Source organism: Pseudomonas sp. stari2, assembly GCF_040760005.1.
Classification (GTDB): Bacteria; Pseudomonadota; Gammaproteobacteria; order Pseudomonadales; family Pseudomonadaceae; genus Aquipseudomonas.
This window is the reverse complement of sequence record NZ_CP099760.1, coordinates 2,862,657-2,879,028: the sequence shown is the minus strand read 5'-3', so window position 1 is coordinate 2,879,028 and position 16,372 is coordinate 2,862,657. Positions and strand designations below refer to the sequence as shown.

Sequence of the window (16,372 nt, the reverse complement as noted above, 5' to 3'; positions counted from 1 at the left end):
TGCCATGGCCGGCCCATTGTTAGCCTTGCGCTCATTGTTCATCAATGAGGCTTTTCCCATGGCAATCACCCGCAATCTCTCCAGCAGCCAGCAGGCCATTACGGCGGTGATCGGCCTGCTGATCCTGTCCATCGCCCTGCGGCCGCCGATCATTTCGGTGGGGCCGATACTGCTGTTGATCCAGCAGCACTTTCAGTTGAGCTACACCCAGGCCGCGCTGCTGACCTCGATCCCCGACATCTGCATGGGCGTGTTCGCGCTGGTGGTTCCGAGCCTGGCCAGGCGCTTCGGGATCGATCGCAGTGTGGTTGTCGCACTGACGCTGTTGGGGGCCTCGACCTTGCTGCGGGCGCTCTCGCCGAATGCATTTTTCCTGCTCGGCAGTACGTTCTTTGCCAGTGTCGGCATTGCGGTTGCCGGTGCAATGACCGGTGCGTGGATCAAGACTCACTTTGCGCAACGGCCGGCACTGTTCATGGGCATCTATGCCGGCGGACTGAGCTTGGGCGCGACCCTCGCGGCAGTGTGCAGCGCGCCGATTGCCGAGCTGGCAAAAGACTGGCGGGTCGGCGCCGGTATCTGGAGCGTGCTGTGTGTCACCGCCATCGCCAGTTGGGTGTGGATGGCGCGGCGTTTTGCGACCCCGGCGCCAGTGGTGAAATCGCCGTCGCACCAGCGCAAGCGCCTGCCGTGGGGCAATCCGCAGGCGTGGTTGATCGCGTTGAATTTCGGTGCCGGTCAATTCGTGGTCTACGCCCTCTTCGCCTGGATGGCGCCAGCGTCGGTGGAAGCGGCCACGTCGAGTGTGTCTCCGGGCATCCTGCTGGGGATTTTTACGGCGGTATTCGCCGTTGCCAGCGTGGGTGCGGGGCTGATTCCAGGCAAGGCCCACGACCGGCGCGGCCTGCTCGGGCTGTCGGCGTTGCTGGCCCTGTTGGGGCTGGGCGGCATGGCGTTCCTGCCGGCGTACTGGCCGATGCTGTATGTGGTGCTCGCAGCCATCGGGCTGGGCATGGGTTTCACCGTGGCCATGACCTTGCCGCTGGATCACGCCAGCACCAGCGAGCAGGCCGGATTGTGGACGGTGTTCATGCTGTTCATCGGTTACCTGATCGCCGCGCTCGGGCCGTTGCTGTTCGGTGCCCTGCGCGAATACACCGGACACTTTGGCCCGGCGTACACCTTGCTGTTCGCGGTTCTGCTGTTGATGCTCGGCATCACCCCCTTGCTCAGACTGGCACCGGCAGCATCGCCACAGGTGTCCGCTGCCTGAGCGGGAAGTGACAGACCTGCGACGCGCCTCGGCACGGCGCAGGGTTTCAGTTGGCCGCAGCGGCTTTCTCAATCAATCGGGCCACCGGTGCCGGGTTCGACACCATCACCACATGAGAGCCGCCCTTCACCACCTCGACTGCCTTGGCATCCGCACGCTGGGCCATGAACGCCATCGCCTGGGGCGGGATGTTCTTGTCTTTGTCACCATAGATGTACCACGACGGAATGTGCTTCCAGGCAGGCGTGCCGGCCTGTTCGTTCAGCGCCGCTTCGGTGACCGGGCGTTGGGTCGCGGCCATCAGGGCCGCTTGTGCAGCCGGGACATCGGCGGCGAACTGATCGTGAAACTTGCTCTGCTGGATGTACAAGTCCTTGCCGCCATCGGCCAGCGCGACGGGCGCCGCCAGTGTCGGGCCGAGGGTGCTGCCGGGAAACTTGCCGGCGAGTCCGGCAACGGTTTCGCCGGCCTCGGGGGCAAAGGCACTGACATACACCAGCGCTTTGACATTGGCATGATCGTTGGCAGCCTCACTGATGACGTTGCCGCCATAGGAGTGCCCGACCAGCACCACCAGCGACTGGATGCTGCTCAGTAAGGCGGAAACCGCCGCGCCATCGCTCTTGACGCCGCGCAGCGGATTGGCGGCGGCGATTACCGTGTAGCCATCCTTCTCGAGAATCTTCGCCACGCCGTTCCAGCTCGACGCGTCGGCAAAGGCGCCGTGCACGAGTACCACGGTCGGTTTGGTGGATTGGGCGAAGGCACTCATGCCCAGGCACAGGCCGGCAGCGAGGGTCAATGCAGTCAATGTTCTTTTCATGTGACAACTCCTTGTGTGACGGGATCAGGGGGCGTATCGGGTGAAGACAAAATCGTGGTTCTGCACTCGCGCCTGATGGCAGGCGAAACAGGTCTGGTGCTGGGCTTCATCGGCGGGTTTGCCGTTGATGAAACGGCCGAACCCCCAGCCACCGGTCGAGGCGTATCGTCGCGAGTCCTTGACCATCACCTGAACGGTGGTGGCCGCCCCCGGAATCGAGGCGGGTTCGAACTCCGGCGACTGCACGTGTTTCCACGCCAGCTTGACCAGCACCGTGCCGTCGGGAAACGGCAGCGTCTTGCTTTGGTAAGCCTTGATCGCCCGGTCATTGCCCAGCACCGCGCGCAGTTCATCCAGCGGCGCGGCTTCCTGGGCCGGGGCAATCAGCGCCCACTGGCGATAGTTTTTCGGCAGCTTCACGCCGTAGATCGGCGAGGCGTCGCCATCGTCGGCCTCGCCCAACGCGACACCGGTGGCGGCCAGCGCGGCAAGTGCAATGGCCGCCGGCAACACGGCCCAATGGTTGAGTTTCATCGTCGGATCCCCTCAGGCCGGCAATCAGAGATGATCGGCATCGATCACCGCCTGAGCGAACGCCTGCGGCGCCTCTTGCGGCAAGTTGTGGCCGATGCCGCCGCTGATCAGCCGGTATTCGTACTTGCCGGTGAAGCGTTTGGCGTAGGCCTCGGCCGGTGGATGCGGTGCGCCATTGGCGTCGCCTTCCAGGGTGATGGTCGGCACGCTGATGGACGGGAACGCCGCCAGTTTTTTCTCCAGCGGATCGTATTGCGCTTCCCCTTTGATCAGCCCCAGACGCCAGCGGTAGTTGAAGATCGACACGGCGACGTGATCCGGGTTCTGCAACGCGGCGGCGCTGCGGTCGTAGGTCGCATCGTCGAAGTTCCATTTCGGCGACGCCAATTGCCAGATCAGTTTCGCGAAGTCATGGGTGTTTTTCTCGTAACCCAGACGACCGCGCTCGGTCGCAAAGTAGAACTGATACCACCACTGCAACTCCGCCGCCGGGGGCAACGGCGTCTTGCCGGCATCCTGGCTGCCGATCAGGTAACCGCTCACCGCCACCAGCGCTTTCACCCGTTCCGGCCAGAGCGCGGCGACGATATCGGCGGTGCGAGCACCCCAGTCATACCCGCCGATCACGGCCTGCTTGATGTTCAAGGCGTCCATGAAATCGATCAGATCCTTCGCCAGCGCCGAGGGCTGGCCGTTGCGCACGGTTTTGGCAGACAGGAAGCGCGTATCGCCATAACCGCGCGCATAGGGAATCAGTACCCGATAGCCTCTCTGCGCCAGTGCCGGGGCCACGTCGGTGTAGCTGTGAATGTCGTAGGGCCAGCCGTGCAGCAGGATCACCACCGGCCCGTCGGCGGGGCCGGCTTCCGCGTACGACACGTCCAGCAGTCCGGCCTTGACGTGTTTCAGCGCGCCGAATGAAACGTTGCTGCCGGCGGTGATCGCGTCGATCTTGCCGCCGGGTACTTCGGCGGCGCTGGCGTATGCCGAGGCGATGCCCAGCGCAATCGCCAGCATCGAAACGGCGAGCACGCGCCGGGATTGAGTTACAGCGTTATGGTCAGTCATGCCGAGTCTCCCTCGAGAACCGCCGGGCGGCGGTTCCGGGCTTTGGTTGAAGGGCTTAGCGTTGAAGGAATTGCCGATTGAAGGGCTAGCGCGCGGCCTGAGCCGTGGTTTTCTGCACAGCCGCGCGCAGTGGCCGGAAGGCCTCGCGCAGTTCTTCGCTGAACAATTGCGGTTGCTCCCATGCCGCGAAGTGACCGCCCTTGCCGACTTCGCTGAAGTAGGCCAGCGATGGATAGGCACGCTGCGACCAGACCTTGGGGGCACGATAGATTTCGTGAGGGAACACGGTGATCGCCACCGGCACCTTGATGTCCGCGGTCTTCTGCGCGGCGGCACTGAAGTTATTGTTGTTGTTCTCCCAGTAGAAACGAGAGGACGAGGCGCCGCTGTCGGTCAGCCAGTACAGGCTGATGTCATCAAGCATTTCATCGCGGCTCAGCACCTTCTCGGGCTGACCGTCGCTGTCGGTCCAGGCGGCGAATTTTTCATACATCCACGCCGCCGTGCCGGCAGGCGAATCCGCCAGCAGATAACCGATGGTCTGTGGCCGGGTCACCATCATTGCGCCATAGGCCGCGTTGCGCCCGAAGAACTTGCTGAGCGAGTTGAACGCCGTCAGTTCCGGGCCGCTCAGCCCTGCCGGAGCCGGGTCTCCGCCATTGATCGGCTTGACCAGTTCCGGTGGCACGGTGGCGGGCATGTTCAAGTGAATGCCCAGCAAACCGGGCGGTGCCAGACGACCCAGCGCATCAGAGATCACCGAACCGTGGTCGCCCCCCTGAGACACGTAGTGGGTGTAACCCAGACGCTTCATCAACACATCCCAGGCCTTCGCCACCCGGTCCGGGCCCCAGCCGAGTTCGGTCGGCTTGTCGGAAAAACCGTGACCGGGAATCGACGGAATCACCACATCGAACGAGTCCTCTACTTTGCCGCCATAGGCCACGGGATCGGTCAGCGGGCCGATGGTCTTGAGGAACTCGAATTGCGAACCCGGCCAGCCATGGGTGAGGATCAGCGGCATCGCGTTGGGGTTGCGTGAGCGCACGTGGATGAACTGAATGTCGACGCCATCGATCGTGGTCACGAACTCCGGCAAGGCGTTGAGTTTCGCCTCTGCCTTGCGCCAGTCATAACCGCTGCCCCAGTACTTCACCAGGGCCTCGACCTGCGCCAGTTGCACACCCTGGGACACGTCGTTGACCGTTTCCTTGTCGGGCCAACGGGTGTCGGCAATGCGTTTGCGCAGATCAGTCAATTTCGCCTCATCTACATGAACGTGGTACGGGCGAATGGCTTGCGACTGATCGGTTGTCGGGCCGGTGGCCCAGGCGCCGCTGCTGCCTGCCAGCACGGCAAGGCCCAGGGCCCCTCTTCTGATGGCTGACGCCAGGCAATGGCGCCATGTGGAACCGCACGTAACCGCAACCATGTTGGATCTCCTTGTAGTCATTATTCGAAAGGCATCGCCAATCGGATCAGACCACCCCGCCACCCTCGCAGCGATTACACGATGGTGTCGGTCGATACCTTGGTATGACGCGCAAAATCGCGCTCGAATTCAGCAGCGGTTAACGGGCAAAATGCGGCGGGGATACGGCTCGGCGAGCCGGCCCATTCGAATGACCTGGCAGAACAAGGATTGCGGATGCGTGGGGAAACAGCGCTCGAACGCCCGTGCGGCACGTCATCGACCACTTCGCAGTGGTGGGTGATCGGGCTGTGCATGCTGTTCAACGTGATCGACGGTCTGGACGTGATGGCCATGGCCTTCACCGCCAGCCGGGTTTCAGCGGAGTGGACGTTGAACGGCGCGCAAACGGGCCTGTTGTTGAGCGCCAGCCTGGTCGGGATGGCGCTCGGTTCGCTGCTGGCCGCGCCCAGGGCCGACCGCTTCGGGCGCAGGCCGTTATTGCTCGCCGGCCTGCTGCTCGGCGGACTGAGCATGTTGCTGTCGTTCTGGAGCCAGGATCATCACGTATTGATGCTTTTGCGGTTGTTGACCGGCATCGGCACGGGGGCGGTGCTGGTAGGGGCGAACGTGCTGACGTTCGAGCACGCCAGCGCGCAGCGGCGCAATCTGGCCATCGCGTTGCAATCTCTCGCCTTCGCCATGGGCGCCAGCCTGGGCGGCGTGCTGGCTCACGTATTGAATGATTTCATGGGCTGGCGATATGTCTTTCTCGCGGGAGGCTGTATCACGCTGGCGGCAGCGTTGGCGGGCGTCTTCTGGCTGCGAGAGTCGCCGTCATTTCTGGCACTTGAACGCCGTGGGCCTGTCACGCCAGCGTCGCCAGACAATGCCCGCCGACCGTTTTCGTCCGGTCAATGGCAACAGACCACGTCGCTGGCGCTGGCACTCTTTCTGTTGATGTTCTGCTATTACTTCGTGATGAGCTGGACCCCGAGTCTTCTGGTGCACAACGGTTTTACCGATCGGCAAGGCGCCCGGATCGGCGTTCTGCTGGCGTCGGGGGGCATGCTCGGCGCCCTGTTACTGGGACTGGCGGCCAATCGGTATGGCTGCCGGCGATTGTCGTCGGGTTTCCTGCTGCTCAACGCCGCCCTGCTGCCACTGATGGTGCCGGCCTCGCACGTGCCCGGTCTGGCCGCGCTCGTGGCCGTCACGCTTGGCCTGATGCTCAACGGTGCGGTCGCCGCCCTGTATGTCCTGGCCCCTCAGGCGTTCTGCATGTCAGTCCGTACGACCGGCGTCGGCGTGGTGCTGGCGATGGGGCGCCTGGGGGCGATCATTTCGCCGATAGTCGCCGGTTTTCTGCTGGATGCCCGATGGACCGCGCAAGAGCTGTTCACGTTCTTCGCCGGCAGCCAGCTGTTGGCAGCGCTGCTGATCTGGCGTGGCACTAAGGAACAATGATCAGCTTGCCCGTCGTATTGCGCGACTCGATATCGCGATGGGCCTGCTGCGCGCCGTCCAGTGAATAACGCTGGCCGATGAAGGTTTTCAGTTTGCCGGTGCTGACCCACGCGAACAGTTGCCGGGACTTTTCCAGCAGGATCTCGCGGTTGCGCACGTAGTGCATGACCGAGGGATACGTCAGCTTGATACTGCGCGGCACACTGAAGATATCGATCGGCGGGATCGGGTCCATGAACGGCCCGTACAAGGCCAGGGTGCCGAAATGGTCCAGCAGGCTCAACGATTCGGCGAAGCCCTCCGCGCCCGTCCCGTCGTACACCACATTCACTCGTTGCCCCTCCGTCAGGCGCATGACCTGTCCGGCAATGTTGTGCGCGCGCCCGATCACTACGTAGTCAGCCCCGGCCGCGAGCACCGCCTCCACCTTGTCGGCCTGGGACACCCGGCCAATGACCTTGCCGCCCCGCAGTTTGATCAACTGAGTCAGCATCAGCCCCACGCCCCCCGCCGCCGCGTGCACGAATGCCACATCGCCCGGCTGGATCGCATGCACCTTGTCCACCAGATTGCTGGCGGTCAGACCCTGCATCATCAGGCTGGCGGCGGTGCTGAAGTCGATCTCGTCGGGCAACGGCACCAACTGACTGACCGGGGCGATCACCTGTTCGGCGTAGCTGCCCGGCACGTAATGCCAGGCTACGCGGTCACCGACACCGAACTCCGTCACCTGCGGGCCGGTGGCCAGGACGATACCGGCGCCTTCCGCACCCGGCGTCAGCGGCAGCTCCCAGGCAGCGCCGAGGCCGCGACGGACACCGGTGTCCATGAAATTGATACCCGCCGCCATGACCTTGACCAGGACTTGTCCGGGTCCCGGTTCAGCCAGTTGAATGTCTTGCACCGTCAAGACTTCGGGCCCGCCAAAGGCCTGGATCACGACTGCTTTCATTGTGTTCTGCCCTGCCACAGGGACGACCTGTCCTGCTGCCGTTCGGGTGGCAGGAGCGCGGACGTCACGTTGTCTTCATTCAATCGTCGGAAGACGTTGAAACCAGCGCCAAGGGTGGCCGGGTGGTGTATCCGCGCAGTTTCGCGAACAGGCTCATTTGCATGTTTGTGTGGCTTGAGGGGCCGTAGATACAGTGGCTTACAAAAGCCCCGGGCGGTCTGTGATGCGCATCGCAATGCGTGACGGCGGCCGATATTCGCGGCAAGCGACACCAAAGTATGATGGGCGAGTGCCATCAGAAGGCGCATCTTTGTTCAACGGTGACTGCACAATGAGAATCGACATGGCGAACGAGCGGGAGCGCGTCATCGAAGACGGTCCAGGCCACGTCAATGACGGGGGCCTGCCAATGTCCGAGGCCGACTCGATCATCGACAGCATTCCGGCCATGGTCGCCTTCATGACACCGTCCGGCGAGCTGGAGCAGGTCAACCGGCAAATCCTGGACTACATCGGCATCCCGCTCGATGAACTGAAAAACTGGCAGGCCAGCGACACCTTGCACCCGGACGATCTGCCATCGGTCAGCGCGGCGTGGATGCACTCGGTCGGCACCGGCACACCCTACGATATCGAGCATCGGATTCGGCGCGCCGACGGCGTCTATCGCTGGTTTCATGTGCGCGGCCTGCCGGTCAGGAACAGCGAAGGCACCATCACTCGCTGGTGCGTGTTGCAGGTCGATATCGATGAGCGCCGACGGGACAAGGTCTTGATCGCCAAAGCCCTAGCGGAGGTCAGCAGCTCGGAGGAGCGCCTGCGCGGCATCATCGATGCCGTTCCCGGATTCGTCTGGAGCGCTTCGCCCGAAGGCAGCGTCGGATTCGTCAACCGGCGGTGGTGCGATTACACCGGCATGTCGCTTGAAGAGGCGTGCGGCGATGGCTGGGTGGCATCGATCCATCCCGACGACGCTCCCGGACTGGGCGGTTACTGGCAGGCGCTTCTGCACTCGGGCAATGCCGGTGAGTACGAGGCTCGCCTGAAGCGCTTCGACGGCATTTATCGCTGGTTTCTGATTCGCGCCGTGCCCCAGCGCGATGAGGCGGGCCGGATCGTGCGCTGGTATGGCGAAAACACCGACATCGAAGACCGCAAGCAGGCGGAAGCCTTTCTGGCCAAGGCCCGTTCCGAACTGACGCATCTGGCCAGAGTCGCCAGCCTGGGGGCAGTCACCGCGTCCATTGCCCATGAGGTCAATCAGCCGCTGGCCGGCATCATCACCAACGCCAGCACCTGCCTGCGCATGCTCGGAGCCGATCCGCCGAATGTCGACGGAGCCCTGGAAACCGCACGCCGCACCATTCGCGACGGCAATCGGGCGGCCGATGTGATCAACCGCTTGCGAGCGTTGTTCTCGAAAAAAAGCATCACGATTGAAAACGTCGACCTCAATGACGCCGCACGGGAAGTCATCGCCATGCTGCTGGGCGAGCTGCAACGCAACGGCGTGGTGCTTCATCCTCGATTCGCCGAGGCCCTGCCGCCGGTCAGGGGCGACCGGGTCCAGCTTCAACAGGTGATACTCAACCTGATCATGAACGCCGTCGAAGCCATGAGCAGCATCACCGGTCGCTCCAGAGACTTGATCGTCAGCACCGGCCAGGAGCAAGACCGGAGCGTTTATCTGGCGGTGAAGGACAGCGGCACCGGGGTCGATCCACAGGACATGGAACGGATTTTCAATGCCTTCTACACCACCAAAAGCTCGGGCATGGGGGTCGGTCTGTCGATCAGTCGCTCCATCATCGAACACCACGACGGGCAACTCCGGGCCTCTGCCCACGACGGCCCGGGTGCGACGTTTGCCTTTTCAATCCCGAATGCCGACAACCGCGAGGCCTGTGATCGCGTCATGGAGAATCACTGATGGGTAAGTACTTGCTCGTATCGGTTGTCGATGATGACGAGTCGGTTCGTGAATCGCTGCCTGACCTGATCAGGGAGTTCGGATTCGCTGTCCAGGCGTTCGCCTCGGCGCAGGCGTTTCTGGCGTCGCCTTATCTCGGCCTGACCGATTGCCTGATTCTCGATGTGGCCATGCCGGGCATGTCCGGGCCGGATCTGCATAAGGAACTGCTGCGGCGCGGCTATCGCATTCCGGTGATTTTCATCACCGCTCACGCCGACGCCAGCCAACAGGCAAAGCTGTTGAATACCGGCGCGGTGGAGTGCCTGTTCAAGCCTTTCAGTGAAGCGCAACTGATCAAGGCACTGAGCGCTGCCCTGCCCCTCGACTGAACGCGAAGCGGTAAAGAAAAGGAATCGACATGTTGAACTCGAATCACACAGTGTCCCCCGGCCACGGAGCATTGCCGATGAGTGATGTCACGCCTGTGGTGTTCGTTGTGGATGACGACGTCTCCGTACGCGAGTCGCTGGAGCTGATGATCCGATGCGCCGGCTGGCAGCCGCGACTCTTCGAATCCGCGCAGGCTTTTCTCGCCGAGCCCCGCGCGCGGGTCCCCAGTTGTCTGGTACTGGATATCAACCTGCCTGACTTGAACGGCCTGGATCTGCAGACGTCGCTGGCTGACGAGCGCTACAACATGCCGATCATCTTCATCACCGGGTACGGAGACATTCCGCGCACGGTGCGGGCCTTGAAAGCCGGTGCGGTGGAGTTCCTGACCAAACCGTTCAACGAAGATGAGCTGCTGACCGCCATGGGCGATGCGCTCGAAGGCAGCCGCGCAGCTCTGGAAGGTGAAAAAGCCCTGCATTCCGTGCTTGAGGCCTACAAGACCCTGACGCCCCGCGAACAGGAAATCATGGCCGCGGTGGTCAGCGGTCGTCTGAACAAACTGATCGCCGCAGACCTCGAGATCAGCGAGATCACAGTCAAGGCCCACCGGGGCAAGGTCATGCGCAAGATGAAAGCCCGTTCGCTGGCAGATCTGGTGAAAATGGCGGCGCTGATCACCCCCACGTGACGCCAAGGCTTTGCCAGAGGCTTTCCAGCCGGCGCAGGTCAAGGGTGTCGAAACCTTCCGAGACCTGATCGCGACACGCGCTGAGCAACGCCTTGGCCTGCTCCGCCCTTCCCTGTTCCAGCCAGAGCCTGGCCAGATCCATCGAAGTCCTCAACTCCCATGCCCAGGCCCCCTGATCGCGGCTCAGCGCGATGGATGCCTCAAGAAGAGTCGTGATGGCCTGGACATTTTCGCCATCGATTTCTTTGAGAATTCCGGCCTTGATCCGCAGCAGTTCCGGCAGCGCGAAGGCGTCGCCGCTCTGACGACAGTGATCGATGGTGCCGTCCACCAGCATCAGCGCCTTCGCGTGTTGCCCGCCCAGAATCAGGCCCTCGGCCAGCGCGATTGCAAACGATGTCGTAAGCAGTTCGTAGCGCATGCCACGCAGCCGCGCCAGGCTTTCTTCCAGCAGCGGCACCGCATCGCCAGGCTGTTCGGCGCGGATCGCAATCGCCGCCCGCAAGCCATGGGCGGCGGCAATATAAGGGCCCAGGGCGTTGGTCTCGGCCACGGCACTGAACCGTTCAAGGCTGGCGGCCGCTTTCTCCAGATCGCCGGTCCAGATGTAGATGCACAGAATCCAGACCATGGCGATGCAGTAGGTGACCGGATGCTGAAGCGCCGACGCTTCGGCTTCTATCAGCTCGGCCCAGTGTCGGGCCTGATCGGGAAAGCCCTGCAACCACAGCGAACGGGCCAGTGCCAGCCCGGTGCGATTGCGGTGATCGAAGCCGTAGTAAATCGTGTTGCCGGGGTGGGACGGCAAGCTGTTGCGCAGCGAGCGCTCCAGCTCCTGTCGGGCCAGACGCTGATCGCCCAACAGATGATGGGAGATGCCGGTCAGCGATGAAGCAATCGCAATGGCTGCCGGCTGATTCAGCACATTGCCGACCACGGCGGCCTGCTCCGCCCATGCCAGCGAAGAGCGGAAATCGCCAATGCGCTCGTAGAAAATCTGCAAGCGCCCCAGCAGCCTCAACTGTGACCCGTGATCCGCCAGCGCAACGGCGATGTCCAACGCCCGGAGCAAGGCCTTTTCGGCCGCTTCGCTGTTGCCCTGGGTGAACATCAGCACCAGCCCGAGGGCCGCCTGCAATTCCATTTCGGTCGATGTGCCGTAGTACCCCAGCTCGAGCAGTTCTGCGGCCCGGGAACACCAGGTCCGGCACTCGACCAACAGCGAAAAATGCAAAAACAACGGGGCGCTCGCCGCCGCCAGGGGCAATGCCAAGCCAGGATCGCCATGGGGGCCGAAGCTCCACTCCAGCGCGCTGCGTACGTTGCCCAACTGACTGGCAAGGCGCCCGAAGTAGCGGAAAAACTCATCGGGCGAGGTACCGGGGTAGCCCAGCAGATCCATGTAATACGCCGCATGCCGGAAGGCCAGCGAGTTGACTTCGGCATCGCCCCGGGCCGTCAGTTTTTCCCGGGCATAGGCGCGTGTCATCTCCAGCAGCCGATAGGAGTCCGTCGAATCACTGTGATCGACCGTGACCAGCCCCTTGCACACCAGATCATCGAGGATCGCGGCCACCGCCGGGCCTTCGGACTGAGACTCGGCCACCACCTGGGACGCCGCCTCTTGAGAGAACGGCCCGACAAACACCGACAACCGCTCCAGCGCCAGACGCTCCGTCGGCGATAGCAGGTCGTAACTCCAGTCGAGCATGGAGCGCAGCGTCTGATGCCGTGGCACCGCCGTCCGGCGCCCCGACCAGCCCAATGAAAAGCGCTCGCCGAGCAAGGCATGCGTGGCCTTCAGGCCGTGGCTGGCGACCCGCATCGCCGCCAGTTCGATTGGCAGCGCCATGCCCTCCAGGCGTTGGCAGATGTCCGCGATCATTTGCCCGCCATCCGCCTCCAGCAGCAACGCCGCATTGCTCGACGACGCGCGTTCGACAAACAGTTTGATCGCTGCGAATGCCAGCAGCTCCTGAGTGGACAGGTGCCGGGACTCGCGAGGAAACTCCAGCGGATTGAGCCAATGCACGTATTCGCCACGCACCCGCAACGGCTCGCGACTGGTTGCCAGAATGCCCACGTCGGGCGCGCTGTCGCTGATCTGCTCCAGAAGGGTCGATACGGCGTCGATCAGGTGTTCGCAATTGTCGATGACCAGCATCAGCCGCTGTTCGCGCAAATGCGCCAGCAACACGAACATCGGATCTTCGGCCTGCACGGCGATGTCCAGCGACCGGGCCAATGCTGAAGGCACCAGCGTGCTGTCTTCCACCTGGGCCAGGTCGACGAAGCAGACGCGTTCGTAACCCTGGGCCGCGATGCGATGCGCCACTTCGATGGCGAGGCTGGTCTTGCCGACACCGCCGGGACCGACAAGGGTGAACAACCTGGGCTGCTGCAGGTGATCGACGACCAGTTGCAGGTCGGTTTCGCGACCGATCAACTTCGCCCGCGGCGGCAGGCTGCAAGCGGCCCTGAGATGCCCGGTCTCCGTGGGCATCGGCTGAACCCCGGACAGTTGCCTTTCCAGCGGCGCCACAAAGGCATAACCCACACCCACCTGGGTCGCGATATAACGCGCGTGCTCCTCGCCATCCCCGAGAATCCGCCGCAGGCCCGTCATGTGAAAGCGCAGACTGCCTTCGGCGACCACGCTGTCGGGCCACACCTTTTCGATCAGATCGTACTTGGACAGCACCCGCCCCGGCTGCTCGAGCAAGGCAATCAGCAGATCCAGCGCCCGACCGCCGATCTCCACCGCAACCCCGTTTCTGGTCAACAGCCTTTTGCCTGGAACGACGCAAAACGGCCCGAACACAAACCGGGTCATGAGTGATTCATGCAAAGCGTCTGGAATAGACTCCACGAGGGGCGATCTCACTGGGAAACGAAGGGGGCGTCGCCGGTTGCAAGCCACAGGCGCAGGCCCTTTGCATCATAGGAGTTTTGCACGGTCGTTCAAGCCTGACGCGTGCGGAGTGAGAACTTCAGCTGGTAATTTCGGCCCCTATGTTCGTAGCCCCCTTCGTTCGCAAATCGATGCCTGCGTCGAACGTCAGTCGCGATAGCGTGCAGCCGGCTCACTGCGCGACAGATCAGGCATCAGCTTCTGGCGCGCCGCCTCGTAGGCATCCCAGTCGGCGATTTCGGGAAGTGCCGGAATGGTGACGAATTCGCCTTGGTCGAGGCCGGACAGCGCAGCGTCCACCATGTCGTCCGCCCGCATCACAATGGCCTCCGGCAGATGCTCCAGCGGTGTGCCGGCCACGCTCCAGAATTCGGTGGCCGTCGCGCCGGGCAGCACCACCTGGACCCGGACATTTTTGTCCGCCAGTTCGTGACGCAAGGATTGGCTGAACGCCAGGACGAAAGCCTTGGAGCCGCCGTAAACACCGTTCAACACCTCCGGGGCAATGGCCACGACCGAGGCGATGTTGATCAGCGTGCCACCGCCACGGGCGACGAAGCCCGGAACCGCCGCGTAAGTCAGCCGCATCAGCACGTTCACGTTGAGCGTGAGCAAGTCGTCGAGCTTGTCGACGTCTGACTCCAGCAAGGGCTGAGTCGCGCCAACCCCGGCATTGTTCACCAGCAGAGAAATGTTGGCGTCCGTTCTGAGGCGCTCTTCGACCCGTGCCAGATCGGCTTTTTCGGACAGGTCGGCAGCCAGAACTTCAACGTGACGACCGGTTTCATCGTTCAGGCGCTTGGCCAAGACATTCAGGCGGTCGCGATTTCGCGCGACCAGGATCAAGTCATGGCCACGGCGGGCCAGGCGTTCAGCGTAGATGGCACCAATGCCGGACGAAGCGCCGGTGATCAGGGCGGTGCCGAGGCGGGATTGAGTCATGTCGAGTCTCCAGGGTTGTGGGAAGTACTGGAGAACAGAATGCGACGGCTTGGCCATATCTCAAATGACGTATATGGTATGGATTCAGGACATCCGAGAAATCACCATGCATCGCATCGGCTACTTGCTCACCGACGGTTTTCAGGTGCTCTCCCTGGCGACTCAAGCCGTTTTCGAGTTCGCCAATCAGATCGCCGAAGCGCCCTTCTACAGCATCGAAAACTTCTCGCCAGACGGCGGCATGGTGCGCTCCTCGCTGGGGCTGGCCATGGAAACCCGCCCGCTTGAGGCGCCCGGACTGGCCGACACCTGGATCGTTGTCGGGGTCAACGATCCGGAAAAAACCGATACAGCCTCCGCTGTGCTCGACTTCGTGCGCCAGGCCGGCAATCAGGCACGGCGCACGGTCGGCATCTGTACCGGCGGTTTCATCCTCGCCGAAGCCGGCCTGCTGACCGGACGCCGCGCCACAACCCACTGGGCCTACGCGCAGGCGTTGCAGAAGCGCCACCCCGAAATCAGCGTCGACGTCGACCGCATCTATATCGTCGACGGCCCCTTCTGGACCTCTGCAGGCATGACCGCCGGCCTCGACCTCGCCGTCGGCATGGTGGAAAAGGATCTGGGCGCCGACGTCGCGCGCTCGGTGGCGCACAAACTGGTGATGCACCAGCACCGCTCCGGCGGCCAGTCGCAGCATTCGGAAATGCTCGACCTGGCACCCAAATCCGACCGCATCCAAAGCGCACTGAACTATGCGCGGCAACATTTGAACCGACCGCTCAGCGTCGAAGAACTGGCCGGCGTGGCACACCTGAGCCCTCGCCAGTTCACCCGCATATTCAGCGCAGAAACCGGCCAATCCCCCGCCAAAGCCATCGAAGGCCTGCGCCTGGAGGCCGCTCGATTGATGATCGAACAGAGCCGACATTCCCTCGATGTGATCGCCAGCGAATCCGGTTTTCGCGATCGGCGCCATATGCGGGAAGCGTTCATTCGAGGATTCGGCGTGCCTCCGCAGGCGGTGCGGCGGGATGCGCGTCAAGTGGTGGGGAAAGTGTAGATATCGCGGACTGACGAGGCTTCCCCTTTGTTCGAACGTTGAGAGGTGCAGGAAAAAAGAAAAATGGCCGAGGTCGTCAGTCACACCTGACAACCTCGGCCATTTTCTTTCCGGCTATTGAGCGACAGCCATCAACCGATCACGTCTTCACCTCAACATGATCCAGCGCCTGATTCACCGCCAGCCCCGCAACCATGACCACCTGCGCGATACCCAGCGCAGTCTTGCGGTGGGCGGGCTCCAGGATCGCGGCGAAGTTGCTGAGCATTTCGCTGGCGGAATCGAGGGATTCACTGGCATTGGCCAGGAGGGACTCGCTGTTGTAGGCCGGGTTGGCCAGGAACATGGGATCGTGTTTGGTGTGACTGCCCATGATGCGTTGTTGTGGGGTGAGGTAATGATCGAGGGCGCGTTCGGCGGCTTCGTTGAGGGTTCGGGAATCGGGGAATTGATAGGGGGAAACCGGGTCGGTTTCGGGTGGGTTGGGTGTTGGTTTGATCATGGTGAAACTCCTAATTATTGATAAGGAGCCTTCACCCTCGCTACCAAACGAAGGGTGGCGGCCAATACGCGGGTTGGTAGACCGGTAACTAGGAACCCGGCGCACCTGAAGGTGCCCTGCGCATGGCCACCATTAAGCAGAGACCCGAAGAGGTCTGCGAACGATGCGCTATGCGACTAGTTAACTCGGGCTACCAAACCCGATCACTGTTTTTCAGTGACCATGGAACGATAAAACCCGCGTCCCAGACGCACAAGCCGGCGGATTCTGGCGTAGTCGTAGGCAATGACGCAAGGTTATGTAGCCTTGAGGGCGTTACGGATGGTGTCTTTTAAACGGGGATTTTTGGAGGGTTAAACGGGTGGATCAGGAACGGCCCTCACCCTTTGTTTTTGGCCAGTCGCTTCCGGCCAAAAACAGTCGTTCAGATTGG

Annotated in this window: 14 protein-coding genes; 6 read left to right on the top strand and 8 right to left on the bottom strand. The window is 62.5% G+C overall.

Features of this window, described 5'->3' with window-relative positions; all coding sequences use genetic code 11:
* Positions 1 to 58: 58 nt before the first annotated feature.
* Complete coding sequence (locus tag NH234_RS13035) at positions 59 to 1,273, top strand: CynX/NimT family MFS transporter (RefSeq protein ID WP_367256860.1); 1,215 nt, start codon at positions 59 to 61, stop codon at positions 1,271 to 1,273.
* Between the two features lie 46 nt (positions 1,274 to 1,319).
* On the opposite strand, the gene NH234_RS13030 is transcribed toward NH234_RS13035, so the two are convergent.
* The 4 genes from NH234_RS13030 to NH234_RS13015 all read right to left on the bottom strand — a co-directional run bounded on the left by NH234_RS13030 (position 1,320) and on the right by NH234_RS13015 (position 5,130).
* Positions 1,320 to 2,096: an alpha/beta fold hydrolase gene (locus NH234_RS13030; RefSeq protein ID WP_367256858.1), complete on the bottom strand. Its 777-nt coding sequence runs from the start codon at positions 2,094 to 2,096 to the stop codon at positions 1,320 to 1,322.
* 24 nt (positions 2,097 to 2,120) lie between these two features.
* Positions 2,121 to 2,630, bottom strand: a complete 510-nt coding sequence (locus tag NH234_RS13025) for a cytochrome P460 family protein (RefSeq protein WP_260523188.1) — start codon at positions 2,628 to 2,630, stop codon at positions 2,121 to 2,123.
* A gap of 24 nt (positions 2,631 to 2,654) precedes the next feature.
* Positions 2,655 to 3,698, bottom strand: a complete 1,044-nt coding sequence (locus tag NH234_RS13020) for an alpha/beta fold hydrolase (protein WP_367256856.1) — start codon at positions 3,696 to 3,698, stop codon at positions 2,655 to 2,657.
* 85 nt (positions 3,699 to 3,783) lie between these two features.
* Positions 3,784 to 5,130: an epoxide hydrolase family protein gene (locus tag NH234_RS13015; protein WP_367256854.1), complete on the bottom strand. Its 1,347-nt coding sequence runs from the start codon at positions 5,128 to 5,130 to the stop codon at positions 3,784 to 3,786.
* A gap of 216 nt (positions 5,131 to 5,346) precedes the next feature.
* Here NH234_RS13015 and NH234_RS13010 point away from each other — a divergent pair, with 216 nt between their 5' ends.
* Positions 5,347 to 6,576, top strand: a complete 1,230-nt coding sequence (locus tag NH234_RS13010; protein WP_367256852.1) for an MFS transporter — start codon at positions 5,347 to 5,349, stop codon at positions 6,574 to 6,576.
* On the opposite strand, the gene NH234_RS13005 is transcribed toward NH234_RS13010, so the two are convergent.
* Positions 6,563 to 7,528, bottom strand: a complete 966-nt coding sequence (locus NH234_RS13005) for a quinone oxidoreductase (protein ID WP_367256851.1) — start codon at positions 7,526 to 7,528, stop codon at positions 6,563 to 6,565. The genes NH234_RS13010 and NH234_RS13005 overlap by 14 nt on opposite strands.
* A gap of 343 nt (positions 7,529 to 7,871) precedes the next feature.
* Between NH234_RS13005 and NH234_RS13000 the strand changes: the two genes are divergently transcribed.
* The 3 genes from NH234_RS13000 to NH234_RS12990 all read left to right on the top strand — a co-directional run bounded on the left by NH234_RS13000 (position 7,872) and on the right by NH234_RS12990 (position 10,521).
* Positions 7,872 to 9,458, top strand: a complete 1,587-nt coding sequence (locus NH234_RS13000; protein WP_367256849.1) for a PAS domain-containing protein — start codon at positions 7,872 to 7,874, stop codon at positions 9,456 to 9,458.
* The gene (locus NH234_RS12995; protein WP_085733930.1) at positions 9,458 to 9,829 is read left to right on the top strand and encodes a response regulator; all 372 of its coding nucleotides are present in this window, start codon (positions 9,458 to 9,460) and stop codon (positions 9,827 to 9,829) included. The genes NH234_RS13000 and NH234_RS12995 overlap by 1 nt, the downstream gene beginning before the upstream one ends.
* A gap of 77 nt (positions 9,830 to 9,906) precedes the next feature.
* Positions 9,907 to 10,521: a response regulator gene (locus tag NH234_RS12990; protein ID WP_085733929.1), complete on the top strand. Its 615-nt coding sequence runs from the start codon at positions 9,907 to 9,909 to the stop codon at positions 10,519 to 10,521.
* On the opposite strand, the gene NH234_RS12985 is transcribed toward NH234_RS12990, so the two are convergent.
* Complete coding sequence (locus NH234_RS12985; protein WP_367256847.1) at positions 10,508 to 13,390, bottom strand: winged helix-turn-helix domain-containing protein; 2,883 nt, start codon at positions 13,388 to 13,390, stop codon at positions 10,508 to 10,510. The two genes, NH234_RS12990 and NH234_RS12985, sit on opposite strands and share 14 nt — an antisense overlap.
* Before the next feature lie 189 nt (positions 13,391 to 13,579).
* Positions 13,580 to 14,374 carry an SDR family NAD(P)-dependent oxidoreductase gene (locus NH234_RS12980; RefSeq protein ID WP_367256846.1) on the bottom strand — a complete coding sequence of 265 codons (795 nt, stop codon included), beginning with the start codon at positions 14,372 to 14,374 and terminating at the stop codon, positions 13,580 to 13,582.
* Positions 14,375 to 14,480: 106 nt separating this feature from the next.
* Between NH234_RS12980 and NH234_RS12975 the strand changes: the two genes are divergently transcribed.
* Entirely contained in the window at positions 14,481 to 15,437 is a 957-nt protein-coding gene (locus NH234_RS12975; RefSeq protein ID WP_367256844.1) for a GlxA family transcriptional regulator, read from the top strand.
* A gap of 139 nt (positions 15,438 to 15,576) precedes the next feature.
* Here the strand turns inward: NH234_RS12975 and NH234_RS12970 are convergent, their stop codons facing one another.
* A complete protein-coding gene (locus tag NH234_RS12970) occupies positions 15,577 to 15,939 on the bottom strand; it encodes a hypothetical protein (RefSeq protein ID WP_085701843.1) in 363 nt (120 codons plus the stop codon).
* Between the last annotated feature and the right edge of the window lie 433 nt (positions 15,940 to 16,372).

Excerpts from the sequence above, each read along its gene's own strand:
- NH234_RS13010 (WP_367256852.1), top strand. The coding sequence starts at position 5,347 with ATGCGTGGGGAAACAGCGCTCGAACGCCCGTGCGGCACGTCATCGACC.
- NH234_RS12995 (WP_085733930.1), top strand. The coding sequence starts at position 9,458 with ATGGGTAAGTACTTGCTCGTATCGGTTGTCGATGATGACGAGTCGGTT.
- NH234_RS12980 (WP_367256846.1), bottom strand. The coding sequence starts at position 14,374 with ATGACTCAATCCCGCCTCGGCACCGCCCTGATCACCGGCGCTTCGTCC.
- NH234_RS13015 (WP_367256854.1), bottom strand. The coding sequence starts at position 5,130 with ATGGTTGCGGTTACGTGCGGTTCCACATGGCGCCATTGCCTGGCGTCA.
- NH234_RS13020 (WP_367256856.1), bottom strand. The coding sequence starts at position 3,698 with ATGACTGACCATAACGCTGTAACTCAATCCCGGCGCGTGCTCGCCGTT.
- NH234_RS13030 (WP_367256858.1), bottom strand. The coding sequence starts at position 2,096 with ATGAAAAGAACATTGACTGCATTGACCCTCGCTGCCGGCCTGTGCCTG.
- NH234_RS13000 (WP_367256849.1), top strand. The coding sequence starts at position 7,872 with ATGGCGAACGAGCGGGAGCGCGTCATCGAAGACGGTCCAGGCCACGTC.
- NH234_RS12990 (WP_085733929.1), top strand. The coding sequence starts at position 9,907 with ATGAGTGATGTCACGCCTGTGGTGTTCGTTGTGGATGACGACGTCTCC.
- NH234_RS13005 (WP_367256851.1), bottom strand. The coding sequence starts at position 7,528 with ATGAAAGCAGTCGTGATCCAGGCCTTTGGCGGGCCCGAAGTCTTGACG.
- NH234_RS12970 (WP_085701843.1), bottom strand. The coding sequence starts at position 15,939 with ATGATCAAACCAACACCCAACCCACCCGAAACCGACCCGGTTTCCCCC.
- NH234_RS13025 (WP_260523188.1), bottom strand. The coding sequence starts at position 2,630 with ATGAAACTCAACCATTGGGCCGTGTTGCCGGCGGCCATTGCACTTGCC.
- NH234_RS13035 (WP_367256860.1), top strand. The coding sequence starts at position 59 with ATGGCAATCACCCGCAATCTCTCCAGCAGCCAGCAGGCCATTACGGCG.
- NH234_RS12975 (WP_367256844.1), top strand. The coding sequence starts at position 14,481 with ATGCATCGCATCGGCTACTTGCTCACCGACGGTTTTCAGGTGCTCTCC.